Annotated in this window: 15 protein-coding genes; 13 read left to right on the top strand and 2 right to left on the bottom strand. The window is 59.8% G+C overall.

What is annotated here, in order from left to right; all coding sequences use genetic code 11:
• The first annotated feature begins 36 nt into the window (after positions 1-36).
• The 13 genes from BK665_RS09750 (at position 37) to BK665_RS09680 (ending at position 18,383) form a co-directional block, all read left to right on the top strand.
• Positions 37-213, top strand: coding sequence for a hypothetical protein (locus BK665_RS09750; RefSeq protein WP_003176118.1), 177 nt, complete (start codon positions 37-39; stop codon positions 211-213).
• A complete protein-coding gene (locus tag BK665_RS09745; protein ID WP_185076482.1) occupies positions 197-3,151 on the top strand; it encodes a sensor histidine kinase in 2,955 nt (984 codons plus the stop codon). Before BK665_RS09750 ends, BK665_RS09745 begins: the two co-directional genes overlap by 17 nt.
• 22 nt (positions 3,152-3,173) lie before the next feature.
• Positions 3,174-4,610: a sigma-54-dependent transcriptional regulator gene (locus BK665_RS09740; protein WP_123404956.1), complete on the top strand. Its 1,437-nt coding sequence runs from the start codon at positions 3,174-3,176 to the stop codon at positions 4,608-4,610.
• Positions 4,611-5,350: 740 nt separating this feature from the next.
• Positions 5,351-6,751: a polynucleotide adenylyltransferase PcnB gene (locus tag BK665_RS09735; protein ID WP_054616641.1), complete on the top strand. Its 1,401-nt coding sequence runs from the start codon at positions 5,351-5,353 to the stop codon at positions 6,749-6,751.
• 3 nt (positions 6,752-6,754) lie between these two features.
• Positions 6,755-7,240, top strand: coding sequence for a 2-amino-4-hydroxy-6-hydroxymethyldihydropteridine diphosphokinase (gene folK, locus BK665_RS09730; RefSeq protein WP_123404954.1), 486 nt, complete (start codon positions 6,755-6,757; stop codon positions 7,238-7,240).
• 360 nt (positions 7,241-7,600) lie between these two features.
• Positions 7,601-8,401, top strand: a complete 801-nt coding sequence (gene panB / locus BK665_RS09720; protein WP_123404949.1) for a 3-methyl-2-oxobutanoate hydroxymethyltransferase — start codon at positions 7,601-7,603, stop codon at positions 8,399-8,401.
• The gene (gene panC / locus BK665_RS09715) at positions 8,398-9,258 is read left to right on the top strand and encodes a pantoate--beta-alanine ligase (RefSeq protein ID WP_123404947.1); all 861 of its coding nucleotides are present in this window, start codon (positions 8,398-8,400) and stop codon (positions 9,256-9,258) included. The genes panB and panC overlap by 4 nt, the downstream gene beginning before the upstream one ends.
• 195 nt (positions 9,259-9,453) lie before the next feature.
• Positions 9,454-9,834, top strand: a complete 381-nt coding sequence (gene panD / locus BK665_RS09705; protein WP_003228271.1) for an aspartate 1-decarboxylase — start codon at positions 9,454-9,456, stop codon at positions 9,832-9,834.
• Between the two features lie 228 nt (positions 9,835-10,062).
• Positions 10,063-11,727, top strand: a complete 1,665-nt coding sequence (gene pgi / locus BK665_RS09700; RefSeq protein ID WP_123404945.1) for a glucose-6-phosphate isomerase — start codon at positions 10,063-10,065, stop codon at positions 11,725-11,727.
• A gap of 192 nt (positions 11,728-11,919) precedes the next feature.
• Positions 11,920-13,857 carry an acetate--CoA ligase gene (acs, locus tag BK665_RS09695; RefSeq protein WP_123404943.1) on the top strand — a complete coding sequence of 646 codons (1,938 nt, stop codon included), beginning with the start codon at positions 11,920-11,922 and terminating at the stop codon, positions 13,855-13,857.
• 157 nt (positions 13,858-14,014) lie between these two features.
• Entirely contained in the window at positions 14,015-15,031 is a 1,017-nt protein-coding gene (locus BK665_RS09690; protein ID WP_123404941.1) for a class I SAM-dependent rRNA methyltransferase, read from the top strand.
• Between the two features lie 116 nt (positions 15,032-15,147).
• Positions 15,148-18,087 carry a DUF748 domain-containing protein gene (locus BK665_RS09685; protein WP_123404939.1) on the top strand — a complete coding sequence of 980 codons (2,940 nt, stop codon included), beginning with the start codon at positions 15,148-15,150 and terminating at the stop codon, positions 18,085-18,087.
• Positions 18,087-18,383 carry a DUF2845 domain-containing protein gene (locus BK665_RS09680; protein ID WP_123405012.1) on the top strand — a complete coding sequence of 99 codons (297 nt, stop codon included), beginning with the start codon at positions 18,087-18,089 and terminating at the stop codon, positions 18,381-18,383. Before BK665_RS09685 ends, BK665_RS09680 begins: the two co-directional genes overlap by 1 nt.
• 282 nt (positions 18,384-18,665) lie before the next feature.
• Here BK665_RS09680 and BK665_RS09675 read toward each other — a convergent pair whose 3' ends face one another.
• Entirely contained in the window at positions 18,666-19,016 is a 351-nt protein-coding gene (locus BK665_RS09675; protein WP_123404937.1) for a BON domain-containing protein, read from the bottom strand.
• Positions 19,017-19,337: 321 nt separating this feature from the next.
• Positions 19,338-19,745, bottom strand: a complete 408-nt coding sequence (locus BK665_RS09670; protein WP_123404935.1) for a pilin — start codon at positions 19,743-19,745, stop codon at positions 19,338-19,340.
• Positions 19,746-19,820: the final 75 nt, after the last annotated feature.

Raw genomic sequence — 19,820 nt, 5'->3', positions numbered from 1 at the left:
CGTTTTCGGGCACGCGCATAAAAAAGAGAGGCCGGGATGTACATCTATCGCTTGGTCCTGCTTTTGGTAGTGGGGATTTACCTGTTCTCCCCGGCCATCATGGATTGGTGGATCGACGCCACTGGCGCCTGGTATCGCCCTTATCTGCTCTGGCTGATTCTGATCGTCGTGACCTTCATCCTGCAGAGCCAAAAAGATGCCGATGAGCTTTAGCCTGACCCAGATGATCCTGATCAGCGCCGCGTACCTGGCGGTGCTGTTCGGCGTTGCCTGGATCAGCGAACGGGGCATGATCCCGCGCGCGATCATTCGCCACCCGCTGACCTACACCCTGTCGCTGGGGGTTTACGCCAGTGCGTGGGCGTTCTACGGCACGGTCGGTCTGGCTTATCAGTACGGCTACGGTTTTCTCTCCAGCTATTTAGGCGTCTCCGGCGCGTTTTTGCTGGCGCCGGTGTTGCTGTACCCGATCCTGAAAATCACCCGCACCTATCAACTGTCGTCGCTGGCGGACCTGTTCGCTTTCCGCTTCCGCAGCACCTGGGCCGGCGCGCTGACCACGATTTTCATGCTGATCGGCGTGCTGCCGTTGCTGGCGTTGCAGATTCAAGCGGTGGCCGACTCCATCAGCATCCTCACCCGCGAGCCGGTGCAGCACCGCGTGGCCCTGAGTTTCTGCGCGCTGATTACCCTGTTCACGATTTTCTTCGGCTCGCGGCACATTGCGACGCGGGAGAAACACGAAGGCCTGGTGTTCGCGATTGCCTTTGAATCGGTGATCAAGCTGATCGCCATCGGCGGCGTTGGTTTGTATGCGTTGTACGGCGTGTTCGACGGTCCGCAACAGCTGGAATTGTGGCTGCTGCAAAACCAGACCGCCCTCGCCGCTTTGCACACGCCTTTGCAGGAAGGCCCGTGGCGTACGCTGCTGCTGGTGTTTTTCGCTTCGGCGATCGTGATGCCGCACATGTACCACATGACCTTTACCGAAAACCTCAACCCGCGCTCACTGGTCAGCGCGAGTTGGGGCTTGCCGCTGTTCCTGCTGCTGATGAGCCTGGCAGTGCCGCTGATTCTCTGGGCCGGGCTGAAACTCGGCGCCACGACGAATCCGGAATATTTCACCCTCGGCATCGGCATCGCCGCCAACAACAAGGCGTTGGCGCTATTGGCATATGTCGGTGGTCTGTCGGCGGCCAGCGGTTTGATCATCGTGACCACCCTGGCGTTGTCCGGGATGGCGCTCAACCATTTGGTGCTGCCGCTGTATCAGCCGCCGGCCGAAGGCAATATCTACCGCTGGCTGAAGTGGACCCGCCGGGCGCTGATCGTCGCGATCATCATGGCCGGTTACGGTTTCTACCTGCTGTTGGGCGCGGAACAGGATCTGGCCAACCTCGGCATCGTCGCTTTCGTGGCGACTTTGCAGTTCTTGCCGGGGGTGCTTTCGGTCCTTTATTGGCCGACCGCCAACCGTCGCGGTTTCATCGCCGGTTTGCTCGCAGGGATCCTGGTGTGGATGGTGACCATGTTGATGCCGCTGGTGGGCAATCTGCAGGGTTTCTACATTCCGCTGCTGAACATGATCTACGTGCTGGACGACACCAGTTGGCACATGGCGGCGATTGCCTCGCTGGCGGCCAACGTGCTGATGTTTACCCTGATCTCGCTGTTCACCAACGCCAGCCCGGAAGAGGCCAGCGCCGCCGAAGCTTGTGCGGTGGACAACGTGCGTCGCCCGCAACGTCGGGAACTGCACGCCGCCTCACCCCAGGAATTCGCCACGCAACTGGCCAAGCCCCTGGGCGCCAAGGCTGCGCAGAAAGAAGTCGAACAGGCCCTGCGCGATCTCTACCTGCCCTTCGACGAGCGCCGGCCATACGCCTTGCGCCGTTTGCGTGACCGCATCGAAGCCAACCTCTCTGGCCTGATGGGGCCGAGCGTTGCCCAGGACATGGTGGAAACCTTCCTGCCTTATAAGGCCGGCGGCGAAAACTATGTGACCGAAGACATTCACTTCATCGAAAGCCGTCTCGAGGATTACCACTCGCGCCTCACGGGCCTGGCCGCCGAACTCGACGCCCTGCGCCGCTACCACCGCCAGACCTTGCAGGAACTGCCGATGGGCGTCTGCTCCCTGGCCAAGGATCAAGAGATCCTGATGTGGAACAAAGCCATGGAGGAACTGACCGGGATCGCCGCGCAGCGGGTGGTCGGTTCGCGCTTGAGTACGATTGGCGATCCGTGGAAAGAATTGTTGCAAGGTTTTATCAACCTGCCCGACGAGCACTTGCACAAACAGCACCTGGCCCTCGATGGCCAGACCCGCTGGCTGAACCTGCACAAAGCGGCCATCGATGAACCCCTGGCGCCGGGTAATAGTGGTTTGGTGCTGCTGGTGGAAGACCTGACCGAAACCCAGATGCTCGAAGACAAACTGGTGCATTCCGAACGCTTGGCGAGCATTGGCCGTTTGGCGGCGGGGGTGGCCCATGAAATCGGCAACCCGATCACCGGCATCGCCTGCCTGGCGCAGAACCTGCGCGAAGAACGCGAGGAAGACGCCGAGCTGACGGAAATCAGCGGGCAGATTCTGGAGCAGACCAAACGCGTGTCGCGCATCGTTCAGTCGTTGATGAGCTTCGCCCACGCCGGCAGTCATCAGCACAGCGATGAGCCCGTCTGTCTGGCGGAAGTGGCCCAGGATGCCATCGGCCTGCTGGCCCTGAACCGGCGCAATTTCGAAGTACAGTTCTACAACCTGTGCGACCCCGATCACTGGGTCGAAGGCGATCCCCAGCGGCTGGCCCAGGTGTTGATCAACCTGCTCTCCAACGCTCGCGACGCCTCACCGCCGCACAGTGCGGTGCGGGTCAAAAGCGAAGCCGGCGAACACACGGTCGATCTGATCGTGGAAGACGAAGGCAGCGGAATTCCGAAGAACATCATGGATAGATTGTTCGAACCCTTCTTCACCACCAAGGATCCTGGCGAAGGCACCGGTCTGGGCCTTGCACTGGTCTATTCCATCGTTGAAGAGCATTATGGACAAATCACCATCGACAGCCCGGCTGATGTACAAAGCCAACGCGGCACCCGTATCCGGGTGACCTTACCGCGTCATGTCGAAGCGACGTCCGCTGTGAACTGAGACCGTCGAGAGTATCGAATCAATGCCGCACATTTTGATCGTCGAAGACGAAACAATTATCCGCTCCGCCTTGCGCCGCCTGCTGGAACGTAATCAGTACCAGGTCAGCGAAGCCGGATCCGTGCAGGAAGCACAAGAGCGTTTCAGCATTCCCACGTTTGACCTGATCGTCAGTGACCTGCGCCTGCCTGGCGCCCCGGGCACTGAATTGATCAAGCTTGGCCAGGGCACGCCGGTGCTGATCATGACCAGTTACGCCAGCCTGCGTTCGGCCGTCGATTCGATGAAGATGGGCGCGGTGGATTACATCGCCAAGCCTTTCGACCACGATGAGATGCTTCAGGCCGTCGCACGCATCCTGCGTGATCGCCAGTCATCCCCTGCCGCCGGTGAACCGGTGATCGGCAAAGCCGCCAATGGCGCGGCGAAACCGGGGGTCGATAACAGCAATGGCGAGATCGGCATCATCGGCTCCTGTCCGCCGATGCAAGACCTGTACAGCAAGATCCGCAAAGTCGCGCCCACCGATTCCAATGTCCTGATCCAGGGCGAGTCCGGTACTGGTAAAGAACTGGTGGCTCGCGCCCTGCACAATCTGTCGAAACGCGCCAAGGCGCCGATGATTTCGGTGAACTGCGCGGCCATCCCGGAAAGCCTGATCGAGTCCGAACTGTTCGGCCACGAAAAAGGTGCGTTCACTGGCGCCAGCGCCGGGCGTGCCGGGCTGGTGGAAGCGGCGGACGGCGGCACCTTGTTCCTCGACGAAATCGGCGAACTGCCACTCGAAGCCCAGGCCCGCCTCCTGCGGGTGTTGCAGGAAGGTGAAATTCGCCGAGTCGGTTCGGTGCAGTCGCAGAAAGTCGATGTGCGCCTGATCGCCGCGACCCACCGGGACCTCAAGAGCCTGGCGAAGATCGGCCAGTTCCGTGAAGACCTTTATTACCGTCTGCACGTGATTGCCCTGAAACTGCCGGCCCTGCGCGAGCGCGGTGCTGACGTCAACGAAATCGCAGAGGCTTTCCTGAAGCGGCAGAGCGCGCGGGTCAACCGCACCGATCTGAAGTTTGCTCCGGATGCCGAGCAGGCGATTCGTCACTACACCTGGCCGGGTAACGTGCGCGAGCTGGAAAACGCGGTCGAACGCGCGGTCATCCTGTGCGAGAGCCCGGAAATCTCCGCCGAGCTGCTGGGCATCGACATCGAGCTGAGCGATCTGGACGACGACGATTTCATCGGCCTGCCGCCACAGCAAGGCAACGCCGCCGGTAACAACAGCCATGAGCCGACCGAAGACCTGTCCCTGGAAGACTACTTCCAGCACTTCGTCCTTGAGCATCAGGACCACATGACCGAAACCGAACTGGCCCGCAAACTCGGGGTCAGCCGCAAATGCTTGTGGGAACGTCGCCAACGCCTGGGCATTCCACGGCGCAAAACCGGGGTGGCCAGCGAAAGCTGAACGTCACCTGTCCGGTGTGCGGGTAACAAGTGACTTCGTGAAAAAACTGTTACCCCAGTCTTTTCACGTAACAGAAGCCGGGGCTTACGGTAACGAAGCCCCGGTTTTTTTTGGCCCCGAAAAACCTGGCTACCCGGCCTAACCCCTTGTTTTGCTGGGCCTCGCAAAAGTTGGCACGCACCCTGCTATATGCTTAGTACAAGAACAATAACAAGCAATGCACAAGACAATAAAAATAAGACGAATCGACTCACGCACAATAAAAACAAGACGGCGAGAGGCGCAGCTAACTGATTCTTTTGGAGAGGCGTTGTATTTGGGGCTTGCCCCACGACCAGGCCGAGAACAACAAAAACTGTCCTAAGACAGAGCCTGAACTGGTTGGATCGCAAGATCACTGCAACACAGCGACCAAAGCAATCCGTTTGCTCTTGGCTCCCGATTGGGAGGGTCATGAAGGAAAAACTTCATGGCGAGGGCACTTAACAAAAACAAAAAGCCCGAAACCAATAATAAAAATAGAGCATGCAACTACTTCTTGGGGAGCTTCGGCTCCCCTTGTAGTTTCTGCGATTTGATAAAAAACACCCCTGCGCATCCTTCGCTTGCAGCTTAAAGCTTGCGGCTTACAGCTCATCTTTGCTGTCTCCTACACCATCCCCCGACTAAATGCTAGAATCCCGGCCCATCATGCGGTCATTCTTCGTTATGGCCGAACATTCCTTCAAACAGTGCATCCCATGCTGAAGAAGCTGTTCCAGTCATTCCGTTCTCCCAAGCGTCATACGCAACACATCCGCAGCACGCCTGAAGTGCTCAACAGCGGCCAACATTCGCTGCAGAAGGGGCAATTCAGCCGCTACGCGGTGAATATTGTCGAACGCCTGCAGAACGCCGGTTACCAGGCTTACCTGGTCGGCGGTTGCGTGCGCGACATGATGCTCGGCATCACGCCGAAAGATTTCGACGTCGCCACCAGTGCCACCCCTGAACAGGTACGGGCCGAATTCCGCAATGCGCGGATCATCGGTCGCCGCTTCAAACTGGTGCACATTCACTTCGGCCGCGAAATCATTGAAGTCGCGACGTTCCGCGCCAATCACCCGCAAAACGATGAAGAGGAAGACAGCAACCAGTCTTCCCGCAACGAGAGCGGGCGCATCCTGCGCGACAACGTCTACGGCACCCTGGAAGAAGACGCGCAACGCCGCGACTTCACCATCAACGCCTTGTATTACGATCCGGTCAGCGAGCGCATCCTCGACTACGCCAACGGCGTACACGACATCCGCAATCACCTGATCCGCCTGATCGGCGACCCGAAGCAACGCTACCAGGAAGACCCGGTACGGATGCTGCGGGCCGTGCGTTTCGCCGCCAAGCTGAATTTCGGTATCGAAAAACACAGCGCTGCGCCGATCCGCGACCTGGCGCCGATGCTGCGCGAGATTCCGTCGGCACGTCTGTTCGAAGAAGTACTCAAGCTGTTCCTCTCCGGCCATGCCGCGGACACCTTTGAGATGCTGGTCGACTTGCAGTTGTTCGATCCATTGTTCCCGGCCAGTGCCGAGGCGCTGGAATACAACCCGACGTACACGCACACGCTGATCAGTGAAGCGCTGATCAACACCGACCTGCGAATCAAGCAGAACAAACCGGTGACCCCGGCGTTCCTGTTTGCAGCCTTGTTGTGGCCTGCCCTGCCGGCACGCGTGTTGCGTCTGCAGGAACGCGGCATGCCGCCGATTCCGGCGATGCAGGAAGCGGCTCACGAGCTGATCGCCGAACAATGCCAGCGCATCGCGATTCCGAAACGCTTCACCATGCCGATCCGCGAGATCTGGGACATGCAGGAGCGTCTGCCACGTCGCAGCGGCAAGCGCGCCGACCTGTTGCTGGACAACCCGCGGTTCCGCGCCGGTTACGACTTCCTGCTGTTGCGCGAAAGCGCCGGCGAGCAGACCGATGGCCTGGGCGAATGGTGGACGGATTATCAGGACGCCAATGACAGCGAACGTCGCGACATGATCCGCGACCTCAGCGGCAAGGATGACGGCACCGGTGCACCGCGCAAGCGTCGTCGCAGCGGCGGCGCCAAGCGCAAACGCGCCGCCGGCGCCCCGAGCACCACGGGCGAGTAAGCCATGGAACGCATCTACATCGGCATGGGCAGCAATCTGGCTGACCCCGCCGAACAGTTGCGCAGCGCCGTCGAGGCGCTGGCGCGGTTGCCCCGGACCGAACTGATCGGGGTTTCCGCGTTTTACCAAAGCGACTCGTTACTGCCCGGCCAACCGCGCTACACCAACGCCGTCGCCGCCCTCGACAGTTCCCTCGCACCGCTGGAACTGCTCGATGCGCTGCAAGCCATCGAGAACGAACAAGGCCGCGAACGCCTTGAACGCTGGGGGCCGCGCACGCTCGATCTCGACATCGTGCTGTTTGGTGATCGCTTGATCGACGAGCCTCGGCTCAAGGTGCCGCATTACCACCTGCAGGAACGTGCCTTCGTGCTGTATCCGCTGGCCGAACTGGCGCCGCAGGATCTGCGGTTGGCCGATGGTCGAATCCTCAGCGAATTGATCGCTGCCTGCCCGTTCATAGGGCTGGAACGCTACCCTCAAAACTGACAAAAATCCCCTGTGGGAGCGGGCTTGCTCGCGAATGCGGTGTGTCATTCAGCACCAATGTTGACTGACCCACCGTATTCGCGAGCAAGCCCGCTCCCACATTTGTTATGTGGTGCCACAAAATCTGCTGAATCGCATCAGTTACCCCGGTAACACCCCCACCGTAACAACGCGGTAACACACACAATTGACTTCCCGAGTCCTCCTCACGACTATAGGCGTCCCGCTGCCGCCAACGCGGCGCTAAAGGGCGCAATCCAGGCCTTATAAGCACGACAAAAGACCGTGCGCCTGAGTAAATGAAGAATCACGCGCGTTACTCGCAGTAGTTTCCATAGCGCCTGAACGAGGATTTTTTACATGCCAGCCATCACCCTGACCACGCTCCAGAGCCTCAAGCAGAAAGGTGAAAAAATCACCATGCTGACCTGCTATGACGCGACCTTCGCCCACGCCTGCAACGAGGCCGGTGTCGAAGTGCTGCTGGTGGGCGACTCCCTCGGCATGGTTTTGCAAGGTCACGACAGCACCCTGCCCGTCACCACCGCTGAGATGGCCTACCACGTGGCCGCCGTCAAACGCGGCAATGCCGACGCCCTGATCCTCGCCGACCTGCCCTTCATGGCCTACGCCACCACCGAACAAGCCATGATCAACAGCGCCCTGCTGATGCAGGCCGGTGCGCACATGGTCAAGGTCGAAGGTGCATTGTGGCTGGCGGACTCGATCCGCCTGCTGGCCGAACGTGGCGTGCCGGTGTGCGCGCACATGGGCCTGACCCCGCAATCGGTCAATATCCTGGGCGGTTATAAAGTCCAGGGTCGCAGCGAGAACCAGGCACGACAGATGCGCGCGGACGCCATCGCCCTGGAACAGGCCGGTGCCTCGATGTTGTTGCTGGAGTGCGTGCCGAGCGAACTGGCACTGGAAATCACTCAGGCCGTAGGCATTCCGGTGATCGGCATTGGCGCCGGCAGCGGCACCGACGGCCAGGTCCTGGTGCTGCACGACATGCTGGGCCTGTCCATCACCGGCCGCGTGCCGAAGTTCGTGAAGAATTTCATGAATGGCCAGGTGAGCATTCAAGCCGCGTTGAGCGCTTACGTCGCTGAAGTCAAAGCCGCCACTTTCCCAGGTATCGAACACGGATTCTCTGCATGAACACCGTCAAAACCGTCCGCGAACTGCGGGCTGCCGTCGCCCGTGCCCGGGGTGAAGGCAAGCGCATTGCCTTCGTCCCGACCATGGGCAATCTGCACAGCGGTCATGTCGCACTGATTACCAAAGCCGCGCAACGGGCGGATTTCGTGGTCGCGAGCATCTTCGTCAACCCGCTGCAATTCGGCGCCGGCGAAGACCTCGACAAGTATCCGCGCACCTTGGCCGCCGACCAGGAAAAACTGCTCCAGGCCGGTTGCCACTTGCTGTTCGCCCCCACCGTCGAAGAAATGTACCCCGACGGCATGGCCGGCCAGACCCGCGTCAGCGTCCCGCAACTGTCCGAAGGCCTGTGCGGCGCCAGCCGTCCGGGGCATTTCGAAGGCGTGGCGACCGTGGTCAGCAAGCTGTTCAACATGGTCCAGCCGGACCTGGCGATCTTCGGCCAGAAAGACTTCCAGCAACTGGCGGTGATTCGCGCGTTGGTACATGACCTGAACATGCCGATCCAGATCATCGGCGAACCGACCGTCCGCGCTGCCGATGGCCTGGCCCTGTCGTCGCGCAACGGCTTTCTCAGCGAAGAACAACGTGCGACCGCGCCGGTGGTGTATCGCACGCTGTCGACGATTGCCGAGGCGATTAAACAAGGTGAGCGTGATTATCCGGCGCTGATCGACGGGCAGATTAAACAGCTCGAAGCGGCGGGTTTACGTGCCGATTACCTGGAAATCCGCCACGCCGTGACCTTGCGTCCGGCCACCCCGGAAGATCGGGACCTGGTGATTCTGGTGGCGTCGTTCCTCGGGACGACGCGGTTGATCGACAACCTGCACCTGAACCTCGACGGGCACGCCTAATCACCGCTTTCCCCCTGTGGGAGCGGGCTTGCTCGCGAATGCGGTGTATCAGTCGACATCTCTGTTGAATGACACACCGCATTCGCGAGCAAGCCCGCTCCCACATTGGTTTGTGGTGATATTCGGAGCGTATTGCCGCCCTCAAAGCCTTCGGGCAAACTGCCCGCCGTTCGATTCCGACCAGGGAAAACCCTCATGCACGCCATCATGCTCAAGGCCAAGCTGCACCGCGCCGAAGTCACCCACGCAGTTCTCGATTACGAAGGTTCTTGCGCCATCGACGGCGAATGGCTGGACTTGTCCGGCATCCGTGAATACGAACAGATCCAGATTTATAACGTCGACAACGGCGAGCGCTTCACCACCTACGCGATTCGTGGCGAGGAAGGTTCGCGCATGATCTCGGTCAACGGCGCGGCGGCGCACAAGGCAAAGGTCGGTGACCGGGTGATCATCTGCGCCTACGCTCATTACAGCGAAGCCGAACTGCTCAACTTCAAGCCGCGCATGCTGTACATGGCGCCGGGCAACGAGCTGAGCCACACCAGTAACGCCATCCCGGTTCAGGTTGCCTGATCGCCGCATCTGTCCGTCTGTCGGGGCATTTGCGCTTTGAATGTTAAAAAAGTACAGAAAACCAGTCATACAAAGCGAAGACAGATCCGCATGCGAGGTTTACTGTTACCGCCCTGCGCTATTTAATCGTCTCCAAGCAGATTGCCCGCCATGTCCCACCCAGCGGTCGGGACATTCCGGGATCTTCAGTGTCTTAAAGGCAGTTCAAGTAAAAGGAAAATCGCAGCGATGGCGTACTACCGCACTCCTCACGACGTTACCGCTCTGCCCGCCTGGCAAGCGTTGAAAGACCACCGCCAAGCCATGCAGGATTTCAGCATGCGCGAAGCCTTCAATGCCGACCCGCAGCGCTTTACCCAATTCACCCTCAGCAGCTGCGGTCTGTTTCTCGATTATTCGAAGAACCTGATCAACGCCGAGACCCGCAATCTGCTGGTGGGCCTGGCCAACGAAGTCGACCTCAAGGGCGCGATCAAAGCGCTGTTCGACGGCGAAATCGTCAACTCCTCCGAAGGCCGTCCGGCACTGCACACTGCATTGCGCCGCCCGGTGGGCGACAAGTTGTCGGTCAACGGCGTCAACGTGATGCCGGAAGTGCACAAGGTGCTGAACCAGATCACCGACCTCGTGGGCCGTATCCACGATGGTCTGTGGCGCGGTTACACCGAGAAGCCGATCACTGACGTGGTGAACATCGGCATCGGTGGCTCGTTCCTCGGCCCGGAACTGGTGTCCGAAGCGCTGCTGTCCTACGCCCAGAAAGGTGTGCGCTGCCACTACCTGGCGAACATCGACGGCAGTGAATTCCACGAACTGACCATGAAATTGCGCGCCGAGACCACGCTGTTTATCGTCTCGTCGAAATCCTTCAACACCCTCGAAACCCTGAAAAACGCCCAGGCCGCCCGTGCCTGGTATCTGGCCCAGGGTGGTTCGGAAGCCGAGCTGTATCGCCACTTCATCGCGGTTTCGAGCAACAATGCCGCAGCCGTAGCCTTCGGTATTCGTGAAGAGAACATCTTCCCGATGTGGGACTGGGTCGGCGGGCGTTACTCGCTGTGGTCGGCCATCGGTCTGCCGATTGCCCTGGCCATCGGCATGTCGAACTTCAAGGAACTGCTGTCCGGTGCCTACACCATGGACCAGCATTTCCAGAGCGCTCCATTCGAACAGAACATGCCGGTGCTGCTGGCCTTGCTGGGTGTCTGGTACGGCAACTTCTGGGGCGCGCAAAGCCACGCGATCCTGCCGTACGACCACTACCTGCGCAACATCACCAAGCACTTGCAACAACTGGACATGGAATCCAACGGCAAGAGCGTGCGCCAGGACGGCACGCCGGTGTCCACCGATACCGGCCCGGTGATCTGGGGCGGCGTCGGCTGCAACGGTCAGCACGCTTACCACCAGTTGCTGCACCAGGGCACCCAGTTGATCCCGGCCGATTTCATCGTGCCGATCGTCAGCTTCAACCCGGTGTCCGACCACCACCAGTGGCTGTACGCCAACTGCCTGTCGCAAAGCCAGGCACTGATGCTGGGCAAAACCCTGGCCGAAGCCGAAACCGAGTTGCGCGACAAAGGCTTGAGCGAAGAAGAAGTACAGAAAATCGCACCGCACAAGGTGATCCCGGGCAACCGTCCGAGCAACACCCTGGTGGTCGAGCGCATCAGCCCTCGTCGCCTCGGCGCGCTGGTGGCGATGTACGAACACAAAGTCTTCGTGCAAAGCGTGGTCTGGGGCATCAACGCCTTCGACCAGTGGGGCGTGGAGCTGGGCAAAGAGCTGGGCAAAGGCGTCTACAACCGCCTGGTCGGCAGCGAAGAAACCCCGGCTGACGATGCTTCCACCCAAGGCCTGATCAACTACTTCCGCGGTCGTCACCGCGGCTGATCTGACGCCACACCGCTCTACCCTGTGGGAGCGGGCTTGCTCGCGAATGCGGTGGATCATTCAGCTTAAATGTTGACTGACACACCGCTTTCGCGAGCAAGCCCGCTCCCACACTTGTTTAGCGCATGACTTGAACCCGTTGGGCACTCGGCGCATCTTAATCTTGTCGCAAAACAAGAATAAGGAACCGTCATGTTCGATATCAGCACGTTCCCCAAAGCCGATGCCGTGCGCCGGGCTGCGAATTTGAGTCAAGACGACTACCAGCGCCTCTACCGACAATCCATCGAACACCCCAGCACCTTCTGGGCCGAACAGGCCACGCGTTTTCTCAACTGGAGCGCACCGTGGCAAACCGTCCAGCGCTATAACATCAAGACCGGAGAGGCCAGTTGGTTTGCCGGGGGCAAGCTGAACGTCAGTTACAACTGCATTGACCGTCACCTGGAAAAACGTGGCGATCAGACCGCAATCATCTGGGAAGGCGACGATCCCGTCGAATCCGCCCAGATCACCTACAAAAAACTCCATCACAACGTCTGTCGCCTGGCCAACGTGCTGAAAAGCCGTGGCGTGAAGAAAGGCGATCGGGTGTGCATCTACATGCCGATGATCCCCGAAGCCGCCTACGCCATGCTGGCGTGCGCGCGGATTGGCGCGGTGCATTCGGTGGTGTTTGGCGGTTTCTCCCCGGATTCCGTGCGCGACCGGATTCTCGACGCCGATTGCCGCACCGTGATCACCGCCGACGAAGGCGTGCGCGGCGGCAAGTTCGTACCGCTCAAGGACAAGGTCGACAAAGCGCTGGAGAGTTGCCCGAATGTGAGCACGGTGATCGTGGTCGAGCGCACCCAGGGTGAAGTGAACTGGGTCGAAGGCCGGGACATCTGGTATCACCAGGCCCTGCGCGACGTCAGCGATGATTGCCCGCCAGAACCAATGGACGCCGAAGACCCGCTGTTTATCCTCTACACCTCCGGCAGCACCGGCAAACCCAAAGGCGTGCTGCACACCACCGGCGGCTATTTGCTGCAAGCGGCAATGACCTTCAAGTACGTGCTCGACTACCGCGACGACGAAGTGTTCTGGTGCACCGCCGACGTCGGCTGGGTCACCGGCCACAGCTACATCGTCTACGGCCCGCTGGCCAACGGCGCGACCACGCTGATCTTCGAAGGCGTACCGAGCTACCCCACCAGTTCGCGCTTCTGGCAGGTCATCGACAAACACCACGTCAACATTTTCTACACCGCGCCCACCGCCCTGCGCTCATTGATGCGCGAAGGCGCCGAGCCGTTGAAGGAAACTTCCCGCGCCAGCCTCAGATTACTCGGCAGCGTCGGTGAGCCGATCAACCCGGAAGCGTGGGATTGGTACTTCAACGTCGTGGGCGAGCAGCGTTGCCCGATTGTCGATACCTGGTGGCAGACCGAAACCGGCGGGATCATGCTCAGCCCGTTGGTCAGCGCCCAGCGGATCAAACCGGGCTGCGCCACCCAGCCGATGTTCGGCGTGCAACCGGTGCTGCTCGATGAAACGGGCAAGGAAATCACAGGCGCCGGCAGCGGCGTGCTGGCGATCAAATCGAGCTGGCCGGCGCAGATCCGCAGTGTCTACGGAGACCCGCAGCGCATGGTCGAAACCTACTTCAAGCCCTACCCCGGCTACTATTTCACCGGCGACGGCGCACGGCGCGATGAGGATGGCGACTACTGGATCACCGGGCGCATCGACGACGTGATCAACGTCTCCGGACACCGCATCGGCACCGCCGAAGTGGAAAGCGCCCTGGTGCTGCACGACAGCATTGCCGAGGCCGCGGTGGTCGGTTACCCCCACGACGTCAAGGGCCAGGGCATCTACGCTTTCGTCACGCCCATGAATGGCGCCGAGCCCAACGATGAACTGAAGAAAGAATTGCTGGCCCACGTCAGCAAGGAAATCGGCAGCTTCGCCAAACCCGACCTGATTCAATGGGCGCCGGCCTTGCCGAAAACCCGTTCGGGCAAGATCATGCGGCGGATTCTGCGCAAGATTGCCTGCAACGAACTGGACAGCCTGGGCGACACCTCGACCCTGGCCGATCCGAGCGTGGTCCAGGACCTGGTCGATAAGCGTCTGAATCAATAACACCCTGCGCGGCCCTCATCGGCCGCGCTTTCTTTTAGCCACTGAGTCGACACAAATCCCCTGTGGGAGCGGGCTTGCTCGCGAAGGGAGCACCTCGGTCCTGTGCCAAGCTGTTAAACTCCCGCGCCAAATTCCCTCCTCCTGCAAGGCGCCCAGCATGTCTTCCTTGAATCAGGCGCTGCGCGCCGCCCTCGATCATCGCCAGGACCTGCTTGCCGAACTGCACCAGCAAGGCACCGATTGCTATCGCCTGTTCCATGGCAGCCAGGAGGGCGCCGGTGGCCTGACCATCGACCGCTACGGTCCGCAACTGCTGGTACAGAGTTTCCACCAATCCCTGGAGCGAGAGGCACTGCTGGAACTGCACGGCATCATCAATCAACACCTGGGCTTCGATACCCTGCTGGTCTACAACGACCGCTCCCGGGGCAATTCGCGCATCGACCGCGAAGACACCGTTTACCGCGCCGACGAAGCCGCGCTGCAAGACCTGGTCGGCCACGAATGGGGCCTCAACTACCGGGTTCGCGGCCGTCATGCCGGGCAAGATCCGCTACTGTTCCTCGACCTGCGCAACACCCGGGGCTGGGTCAAGGAGCACAGCCAGAACAAAAGCGTGCTCAACCTGTTCGCCTACACCTGTGGCGTCGGCCTGAGTGCGGCGGCCGGTGGCGCCAGCGAGGTGTGCAACCTGGATTTCGCCGAGGGCAATCTGGCCGTTGGCCGCGAGAACGGCCTGCTCAACCCGCAGTTGCCGAGCATGGAATTCATCCAGTCCGATTACTTCCCGGCGACTCGTCAACTGGCCGGGCTGCCGATCAGTCAGCGGCGCGGGCAAAAACTGCCGAGCTATCAGCGCCTGGAGCAGCGTCAGTACGATCTGGTGCTGCTCGACCCTCCGGCCTGGGCCAAGAGCGCATTCGGCACCGTCGACCTGTTGCGCGACTATCAGAGCCTGCTCAAGCCTGCCTTGCTGACCACCGCCGACAACGGCGTGCTGATCTGCTGCAACAACCTGGCGAAAGTCAGCATGGACGACTGGCGCGAGCAGGTGCTTCGCTGCGCCGAGAAGGCCGGGCGGCCGGTGCGTGAGTGGTCGGTAATGACCCCGGGCGCAGATTTTCCGTCGCGGGATCAACAGCCACCGCTGAAGACCCTGATCCTGCAACTCTGACCACCCAGGAAATTTCCTACGCTTCTTTCCGAACAATCCTGAACCGGGCGAGTACTTCGGAACCGAAATCGCGTGCCATACTCCAAGGCACTCCGACCAGACATATGAAGCCGCACATGCCCAAAGGATTGATTCGCGCTATCGGCGCCCTGTTGACTGCTCTGGCCCTCTACAGCCTGCTGGGATTTCTGATTTTGCCGGGCATCGCCTTGCGGATCGCCAACCAGCAGTTGGCCATTTACGCCACCACGCCCGCCCATATCCAGCGGATCGAACTCAATCCCTTCAGCCTTGAAGTCACCCTGTGGGGCCTGGTCATCGGCGAGCCGGGCAAGGAGCAGGTCGGCTTCGAACGGCTTTACGCCAACCTGCAAATCGACAGCCTGTGGACCAAGGCGCTGCACCTGTCCGATATCGAACTGGACAAGCCCAAGACCGAAATCCTCTTTGCCAAGGACGGTAAGCTCAACCTGCTCGGCCTGTTCAAGATTCCCGCCAGCGAACCGACCCCGGCCGACCCGAATGCCAAACCATTCCCGCTGCGGGTCGAGCGAATCAAACTGGCCGGCGGCTATGTGCACTTCCAGGATGCCCGCCCCAGCGAGCCCATCGAATTCCTTTACGACAAACTCGATTTCGAGCTGAAGAACCTCAGTACCCTGCCCGACGACAACGCCGACATGACCTTGGTCGCGGCCGGCCCGGAAGGCGGGCAGATCGACTGGACCGGCAACTTCAGCCTGATTCCGATTGCCTCCGAAGGTAAGTTGAAAGTCACCGACGGCCAGATGAAAGTCTGGTGGCCGTACGTGCGCGATGCCCTGCCGCTGGCCCTGGAAAACGGCGTGCTGAACCTGAGCACCGACTACAAACTCAACCTGGCCAAGGAAACCGAACTTCTACTGAGCAACGTTGCAGTCAGCGTCGCGCCATTCGCCCTCAATGCACCGGACGGTCGGCCGCTGGTGAAACTCCAACGCCTGGACGTCAGTGACACCACCGTCGATCTGGCCAAGCAGCAAGTGGTGGTTGGCAAGATTCGCAGCAATAAACTCGAAACCTGGGCCGCCCTCGAAGCAGACGGGCAACTGGACTGGCAGAAACTGTTCGCCAGCCAACCTTCCAAAGCCGCCGTGAAAGCCAAAGCCGAACCGGTAACGACCCCGGCAGCAGCCGACTCACCAAAACCTGAGCCCGCGCCCCCCGGCAAACCGTGGCAGGTATTGCTAAAAGACGTGCAACTGCGCGATTACCAAGTGCACCTGGCCGACCGCAAGGCGCAACCACCGGTCGCCCTTGAAGTAGGCCCGCTGAACCTGGACCTGCAAAACTTCGACAGCCTCAATGGCTCGCCTTTCAACCTCAAACTCGACACCGGCATCGGCAAGCAGGGCAAGATCACCGCGGACGGTCAGGTCAATCTGGCACCGGTCAGCGCCAAGCTGAAGGTGCAGACCAAGGACATCGACCTGCGGGTCGCCCAGTCCTACATCACCCCGTTCATTCGCCTGGAACTGCGCAGCGGCATGCTTGGCAGTGATCTGGCGGTGGACCTGAAAAGCACCGATCCATTGGCGTTCAGCGTGACCGGCCGCGCTCAGGTCGATCAACTGCACACCCTCGACACCCTCAAGACCCGCGACTTCCTGAAGTGGCAGCAACTGGTGCTTGAAGGCGTGAACTATCAGCACGGCGATAGCCTGTCGATCGACAAGGTCAACCTGTTCCAGCCTTATGTGCGCTTCATGATCAACGATGACCGCACCACCAACGTCGATGACCTGCTCGTTCCGCAACCACCCGACGCCGGCGCCAAGACTGCCACCAAACCCGCAGCCGGCAAGGACAAACCCCTGGGCATCCACGTTGGCGGCGTTGCGATCAATGACGGTTCGGCCAACTTCGCCGACTTCAGCCTGACCCCGAACTTCGCCACCGCCGTCCAAGAGCTCAACGGTGCAATCGGCACCATCGACAGCCGTCAGGCGAAACCGGCCAGTGTCGACATCAAGGGCAAGGTAGACCGTTACGCGCCAGTGACCATCAAGGGCGCGGTCAACCCGTTCGACCCGATGGCCAGCCTCGATATCGCCACCAGCTTCAAACGGGTCGAGCTGACGACGCTGACGCCCTACTCCGGCAAATTCGCCGGCTATCGCATCCGCAAGGGCCGGCTCAATCTCGACCTGCACTACTTGATCACCAAGGGCCAGCTCAAAGCCGAAAACAAAGTGGTGGTCGAGCAACTGCAACTGGGCGAGAAAGTCGACAGCCCGGACGCCACGAGCCTGCCGCTGAAACTGGCGATCGCTCTGCTCAAGGACGTCGATGGCAAGATTTCCATCGAACTGCCGGTAACCGGCGACCTGAACAACCCGCAATTCAGCGTCATGCCGATTGTCTGGCAGACCCTGCGCAATCTGATCGTCAAGGCTGCCGCCGCACCGTTCAAGATGATTGGCGGCTTGATCAGTGGCGGCGGTTCGGAAGACTTGGGCACAGTATCGTTTGCACCGGGTTCCAGTGACCTGAGCAAGGAAGCCGAAGCGTCGTTGATCAAGCTGTCCGGCGCCCTCAAGGAACGTCCGGCCCTGCGCCTGGAAATCGAAGGCACCGCCGCGCAAAGCAGCGACGGCCCGCTGATCGCCGAGCAACGCCTGGAACGGGAGTACCAGTACAACTACTACAAAATGCTCCAGCGTCGTGGCGACAAGGTTCCGGCCCAGGCGTCGATGCTGCAGGTGCCGGACGGCGAGAAAGGCCCGCTGCTGGAAGGCATTTACCGCACCCGCCTCAAGACCCAGCCGCCCGCCGAATGGAAAGACCTGGGCAAGGAAGAACGCACTGCGAAAATGCGTGCGGACGTGATCAAGTTCTGGAGTTCCAGTGACGTGCTGTTGCGTCAACTGGGCCAGGAGCGCGCCAGCAGCATCAAGGACTTCCTGGTGGACAAGGCACAGATGGCCGATGACCGCGTGTACTTTATCGACGCCAACCTGGGCGAAGCGCAAAGCGACGGTCGGGTGATTACACCGTTGCACCTGGATGCCGAATGATGATCAAACAATTGCTGATCGGCCTGACCCTGGCGATGGCTGCCAGTCAGGCCAGCGCAGCCGATACCTTGCGTTGCGGCAGCCAGTTGATCAGCGTAGGGGACCGGTCCAGCGAGGTGTTGCAGAAGTGCGGAGAACCGGTCAGCCGCGATCTGTTGGGCTACAAACGCAGCGCCAATCGACGGGAAGAATTTCAGGTCGAGGAATGGACCTACGGACCGAATGGCGGGATGTACCAGTACCTGCGGTTTGAAGGTAACCGGTTGAAAGAAATCACCAGCAAGCGCGGTAACTGAACCACCAAATCTACAACTCAAACACCACCCATGTGGGAGCGGGCTTGCTCGCGAAAGCGTCGTCAGTCGATATCAATGTTGCCTGACACACCGCTTTCGCGAGCAAGCCCGCTCCCACAGTGGTTTTGTGTATCCCACAATAGAACAGGCCCCCGACACGAATGTCGGAGGCCTGTAATGGCCACATCCTTATGGCCGTCGCATGAACTCTCCAGAGGCGGCAGACGTATGGCTCGGCTCGTCTGCCACGCCTTCTCCCGGTTCAGGCGGAGAAGTCTTGCCTTACTCGGCTTTCAGGCCATCAGCGGAGACCGCTTTGACGCCTTTGATTTTCTTGGTGATCGCAACAGCGGTGGCTTTCTGAGCGTCGGTAATGGCTACAGTCGACGACAGGGATACAACACCTTTGTTGGTTTCTACTTTGATGTCAGTGCCTGGAATGCCTTTCTCGGTTACCAGGTCGCTTTTGACTTTGGTAGTGATCCAGGTATCGGAAGTGGTTTCCTTGGCCTTGGTCATTTCACCGGCCGCCAGAGTCATCGGGGCTTGGGTGGTAGCGGTGGTCTGTGCAAAAGCTGCACCGGCCATAGTCAGGGTCAGCGCGGTAGCAGTAGCAATAGCGAACTTCTTCATACGAGTAACTCCTGTTTTTCTATAAAGTCTGCTGCATGTCTTGTCAGCAGGGTTACTGGGTATATTGCGAACGCTGTGCCAACTTTGAGACAGACAATAAATCGTTATAAATCAACGAGTTATAAATTATGCAAAATCCCGGAATCATGCAAAATGCATGAGGCGGACGTAATCGACATGCAAGTTGCGGGTTTTGAAGCAGGCCTAAGGCCATGAATTGTCGGGACTTTATATAGCAAGTCGGCATTCCCATTGTTCCAGGCAAAAAAATGCCCCCATCTTCCGACGGAGGCACTTCAAACAGTACGTTTTAACGACGCATCAAGGATGCGTGCAGCCTGCTGGCGCGTAATCGGCAGTAACGCTGGTGGCGCATGACCAGCCATTGGTAGCGTCACGCGTCATTGTCACAGTCGCGCCAGCAATAACCGCTGGAGGGCTTTTCAATGTGCAGACGATGCCTGAAGTAGTACCCGTCAGGGCTGTAATCGTGCAGTTTTGCGAGTTCGCGGCATTCGGAGCAAAACCGGCGACCGTCGGGGCCGCAGTACCCGAGTTGACCAAATCCTCATAATTGACCTTGAGCGCTGAAATCTCGGCAGCCCCCGCCGTCATCTTCGCCCGCGCCTGATATTTCGAATACGCCGGAATCGCAAACGTCGCCAGAATCCCGATGATCGCCACCACGATCAACAGCTCGATCAACGTAAAACCTTTCTGAGTGTTCATAGACAAGCTCCATGCATGAGTCGGAATCTCATGATCTGAATAAGCCCCAGCAGAGTCCGTGCCAAGCCTTGCGTG

This window comes from Pseudomonas frederiksbergensis (genome assembly GCF_003732665.1).
In the GTDB taxonomy this organism is placed as follows: domain Bacteria; phylum Pseudomonadota; class Gammaproteobacteria; order Pseudomonadales; family Pseudomonadaceae; genus Aquipseudomonas; species Aquipseudomonas frederiksbergensis_G.
The sequence above is the reverse complement of the archived record's forward strand: the minus strand, read 5'-3'. Positions and strand labels throughout refer to the sequence as shown.

What these genes read in the sequence shown, in the direction of transcription:
- BK665_RS09750 (WP_003176118.1), top strand. Translation starts at nt 37, where the DNA reads ATGTACATCTATCGCTTGGTCCTGCTTTTGGTAGTGGGGATTTACCTG.
- BK665_RS09745 (WP_185076482.1), top strand. Translation starts at nt 197, where the DNA reads ATGCCGATGAGCTTTAGCCTGACCCAGATGATCCTGATCAGCGCCGCG.
- BK665_RS09740 (WP_123404956.1), top strand. Translation starts at nt 3,174, where the DNA reads ATGCCGCACATTTTGATCGTCGAAGACGAAACAATTATCCGCTCCGCC.
- BK665_RS09735 (WP_054616641.1), top strand. Translation starts at nt 5,351, where the DNA reads ATGCTGAAGAAGCTGTTCCAGTCATTCCGTTCTCCCAAGCGTCATACG.
- folK (WP_123404954.1), top strand. Translation starts at nt 6,755, where the DNA reads ATGGAACGCATCTACATCGGCATGGGCAGCAATCTGGCTGACCCCGCC.
- panB (WP_123404949.1), top strand. Translation starts at nt 7,601, where the DNA reads ATGCCAGCCATCACCCTGACCACGCTCCAGAGCCTCAAGCAGAAAGGT.
- panC (WP_123404947.1), top strand. Translation starts at nt 8,398, where the DNA reads ATGAACACCGTCAAAACCGTCCGCGAACTGCGGGCTGCCGTCGCCCGT.
- panD (WP_003228271.1), top strand. Translation starts at nt 9,454, where the DNA reads ATGCACGCCATCATGCTCAAGGCCAAGCTGCACCGCGCCGAAGTCACC.
- pgi (WP_123404945.1), top strand. Translation starts at nt 10,063, where the DNA reads ATGGCGTACTACCGCACTCCTCACGACGTTACCGCTCTGCCCGCCTGG.
- acs (WP_123404943.1), top strand. Translation starts at nt 11,920, where the DNA reads ATGTTCGATATCAGCACGTTCCCCAAAGCCGATGCCGTGCGCCGGGCT.
- BK665_RS09690 (WP_123404941.1), top strand. Translation starts at nt 14,015, where the DNA reads ATGTCTTCCTTGAATCAGGCGCTGCGCGCCGCCCTCGATCATCGCCAG.
- BK665_RS09685 (WP_123404939.1), top strand. Translation starts at nt 15,148, where the DNA reads ATGCCCAAAGGATTGATTCGCGCTATCGGCGCCCTGTTGACTGCTCTG.
- BK665_RS09680 (WP_123405012.1), top strand. Translation starts at nt 18,087, where the DNA reads ATGATCAAACAATTGCTGATCGGCCTGACCCTGGCGATGGCTGCCAGT.
- BK665_RS09675 (WP_123404937.1), bottom strand. Translation starts at nt 19,016, where the DNA reads ATGAAGAAGTTCGCTATTGCTACTGCTACCGCGCTGACCCTGACTATG.
- BK665_RS09670 (WP_123404935.1), bottom strand. Translation starts at nt 19,745, where the DNA reads ATGAACACTCAGAAAGGTTTTACGTTGATCGAGCTGTTGATCGTGGTG.